This is a genomic window from Pedobacter sp. 01T416_2 (genome assembly GCF_056398925.1).
In genome coordinates, this window is the sequence record NZ_JBFTQI010000546.1 from 1 (window position 1) to 4037 (window position 4037).

The window sequence follows — 4037 nt, forward strand, 5'->3', positions numbered from 1 at the left end:
CGTTATGTTCAGGAGGTGAGTTGAAGGAGCAACTCAAGGATAAGGAAATGGTGTATGAGTTATATTTTAAAAGCGGCTTCATTGAATTCTGCAAAGATTTTTATAAAATTTTGAACGATTATAATATGGTCAAGCGCACCAGATTTACGCATGACACGGCCCTATACCTCAGGGCAAACGGTACAGTTAAGAAAGGAGAAGAGAATTTCAGGCTTGAGCACATCAATACAGTAGCCAATACTATCAACAGGATAATTAAAGCCTGGCGATCAAAGTCCAAAATGCCCACCAGATTTGTGATTGATTCTTTAAAAAATTCTCTAGAAATCATGTATTTTAAAGAAAAATTCTCAGCTTTCTACATGGTTGCCACTAATAAAACAGAAGAAGAAAGAAAAAAAAGTATTGCGTCTGCCAACAGGAAGTATGGGCATGATGAGAAGAAGGATAACCTCGCGCTTACATATCTTGATGATGCAGAATTCAAAACCAATGATTTTAAGGCGGGGAAATTTTATAGTCCTGATATTGAACATTGCATTCAGAAGTGCGATTATCATATTTTCATAGAAGGAGAAACCAAAGAGGTTGACAAAAAATATGTACCCTATACCGACCAGATCATCAAGCTCGTTGCGCTAATAAAAAAGCCTGGACTGATTACTCCGTCGACGAATGAACATTTCATGCAGGTGGCCTACAACGCAAAGTCAAACTCCGGGTGCATTTCAAGACAGGTCGGTGCGGTAGTTACCGATGAGCAATATTCGATAAAAGCCATTGGATGGAACGATGTGCCGGAGCATCAGGTACCATGTGGGCTTCGGGACTTGGGGCATTTAGTCCGTGGTGAAAATTCATTTATGTTTTCTGATTATGAGAGATCGGGGAATAATTATGATGATAAAATAACCTTCAAGGAAAAAGCGACTAAGGAGTTTACTAATGCAGAGATTGAAAACCTAGATGGACGAATTTGCAACTTCTGCTTTAGGGATTTTCATAATGCCTTTGAAGGCGAAAAAAATCAGGTGCACACCCGGTCACTGCATGCGGAGGAAAATGCAATGATGCAGATAACCAAATTTGGAGGTGTTGGTATTAAGGGTGGCAAACTATTTACCACTGCAAGCCCATGTGAGTTGTGTTCCAAAAAAGCATTTCAACTGGGTATAAAAGAAATATTTTATATTGACCCTTATCCTGGTATTGCCACTACACACACTTTAAAAAGTGGCACCAAAAAAGAGATGAATCCAGAACTCATCATGTTTCAGGGCGCTGTTGGGCGGGGCTATAATAAGCTGTATGAACCGTTTATTTCGCAGAAAGACGAAATTGCCCTGTTGACGGGATTAAAACCCAAAGCAAATCTTCAAGATAAGTTGAAGACCCTGACAAAAGATCCGGATTTACAGGCAAAACTCGCGAAAAATTTTGAGGGTAAATCTGCCAAGGATCAACAGCTACTTTTAGACACATATCTTAATGGCCTGGTAGAAAAGCAATAGCTGGGTTAAAGCTTGTAATCCTAAAACATCTCATATCAATTGTGTGATAAACATTTAGATTCGCCCTATCTACCTCACAGCTACGAAATAACTCAAGACCATTTTCACCTACCAGTACAGCGATACCCCAATTGGTAACACGATAGGGCACAAAAACAACACCTTTATGGCATTAAAGAGATAAATAAACAAGAAAAAAATAGCTGCGATGAACGAAATCGCCAAGGATGCGTAGTCGCATCGCGATCAGCAAAGTCAAATGCCTTAGTTAGGTTTTATCGTTAAAAACTTCCGATGGCCTTTTTTAGCTGGGCAAACAGCTATTAAACCTTAATAATTGTTCGAAGTCTTGCCCCTCTTCTTCAATCCACTGGTTTTCGCTGATAAGCCCGCTAATTAGTTCCTGTTGGCTTATAGTGTATAGCTGCTGGTTTAGCCCTGAGAAAATTTTATCCTTTTTCCATTGGCTATAGTGATATGGGGAATCTACAGGTAGGCGTTTGGAGGGATCTGCAGGCTCGAGGAGCCCGATGGCCTTGCCTTTTGTACTCATAATCTGGTGAACGTTGCCGTATATCCTCAATCCATCATAATCCCAATCACAGTGATAGTATATGGGCAATTTGAGTTTGTCAACCGAGAGATTATTTAGAATTCCAGTATTGTTTCCGCCGACGTACCAAAGTTCCACCCCAAGCTCCAAAGCAATATCGGGGCACTTAAGGTTATCCAGGTTTTCGCAGAGCAGGATGCAAACAGGGTTTGGACAATCTACACTTAACCGCCAGATGTGGTTTTTGGGATCACTTTTTGGAAACCGTTCAATTTGTAGGATATTTAGCACGGCATTTTTAACGCTGGCGTTATTTTCCAAATATTTTGAGCTGTTGAAGAGCTGGCTCGAAAAGGTCCGCTCCGTGGTAAGGTTTTCGCTGAGTTCAAGGCTGTTTTTTTGGATGTAGATTAAAGTCTCCAGATCATAAATCCGGTAGGGCCTCCTACCATCCGAAGGGCTTTGGGTCTGCTCGAAAAAAGAAAGGTAGCGCTGGTAAGGTGCTAAAAAGTGCTGCTCATAAAAACTCTTGAACAGTGCTGTGCCCTCAATGATGTTTCTGTTTGCAGATTTATAACGTAGCACTCTTTTGTCTTTTCTTAGGTGGTTGATATAGGGATTGGTGAACAGCTTGGATTTGGTCTGGCCTGTCTGGTAAATTTGTTGAAGGGCTTTTAGTTGCGGCCAGTTGATAGCGATCTGAAGTAGGTTCACTGTAATTTGTTTTGGGTTAAAAATTTTGGTCTGCATCACAAAAAATGGCGTAAGGCTGGAAGTTAACATCCTCGGTAGCGTCTTTATTATTACTGAGCATATAGATATACTGTTCTCCATCAATGAATTTACCAAAGGGTTTAATGCCCATGGTGATGATCTGGTAATCAAAGTCCCTTGCAATATCGTATAGCAAGTCAAAATTACTGCCCAGGCCTTCCACCTCATCTATCGGCATAAAGCGTATTCCTGGTGGTGGGTTTTTAGTGAAAGAACTTTTATTCACCAGAGATAGTCTGGCAATGCAAAGTAAGGCGATAGCAGCATACACCTGCCCGGTACTTCCGATATTGGTTTTCCCCGAGGATTGGGACTCCATTTTGAAAATCRGATCGAAATAGGAATTGGGATTAAGCAAGTCTTCCACTTTGGGCTTAGTGCCCTTATGCCCGCCAAAAGCATGAAAGGCATTGATCATTTTTTCTTCAAGGCTCACGCTATCATTAAGAAGTTCGGCTAGTGTCTGTCCGGTGGCAAAAAGGGTATTTTCCTGGCTTAGCTTTTCTATGTAATCGTTTATCCAGCCTTTGGGATAACAGTTTTGGTAATTGGGTTTTAAATATGCGCGGTGGCCACCGGTAATTTCCCGCGCACCGTTGTCCAGAAAGTTATGAATTTGGCGGACGGTATCTTCCCTCTTACTCACCTCATCCGCTACCTCATCTAATATGTCGCGAATTTTAAGGAGTTTTCGGTTGTTTAAGCTTTTGTTTTTGTCATTGATTTTGGAAAGGTAATCCCAGATGACATCAATCGAGGTATCTTTATCAATGTTACCCTCTAAGAAAGCGTCGGGCAAAACAGCTGTACAGAGTTCAAGGTAGTTTTTGACCATGTTGAAGCGGTAGCTTTCGCTTGGGGCATGGGCGGCTACGGTTTCATCAAATTTATTTTCGTAAACGCTTTTGCTCACAGCATAATTTTTTTCTTCCTCTTTGGGTTCATCCAGATAGATATCCTGATAAAGGCTAATGTCCGGTTCTTGAGCAAGGATAAAACGGGCTTCCTTAAATGCATCTTCGCATGCCTGCTGCTGTTGCTGATACGACTCCTGTTGTTTATTGATGTCCAGCAACTTAAGTTTATGCTTATTATTGTCGATCTGCTCCAATACCCATGCATCCTTTGAAGTTGATTTTTCAAACCTGGATTTCAGGTAAACGAGTTGGCTCTCTTGCGATACGTTATCTGATTTGAAT

General features: G+C 41.2%; 3 protein-coding genes. 1 reads left to right on the top strand and 2 read right to left on the bottom strand.

Annotated elements, in window-relative coordinates; genetic code table 11:
* Positions 1-329 precede the first annotated feature (329 nt).
* The gene (locus AC1DPQ_RS19955; protein WP_477610653.1) at positions 330-1511 is read left to right on the top strand and encodes a hypothetical protein; all 1182 of its coding nucleotides are present in this window, start codon (positions 330-332) and stop codon (positions 1509-1511) included.
* A 304-nt stretch (positions 1512-1815) separates the two neighbouring features.
* Here AC1DPQ_RS19955 and AC1DPQ_RS19960 read toward each other — a convergent pair whose 3' ends face one another.
* Both AC1DPQ_RS19960 and AC1DPQ_RS19965 read right to left on the bottom strand, forming a co-directional pair.
* Positions 1816-2778: a hypothetical protein gene (locus AC1DPQ_RS19960; protein ID WP_477610654.1), complete on the bottom strand. Its 963-nt coding sequence runs from the start codon at positions 2776-2778 to the stop codon at positions 1816-1818.
* A gap of 16 nt (positions 2779-2794) precedes the next feature.
* Positions 2795-4037 (bottom strand): hypothetical protein (locus tag AC1DPQ_RS19965; RefSeq protein ID WP_477610655.1); only part of this gene is annotated, 1243 nt, incomplete at its 5' end.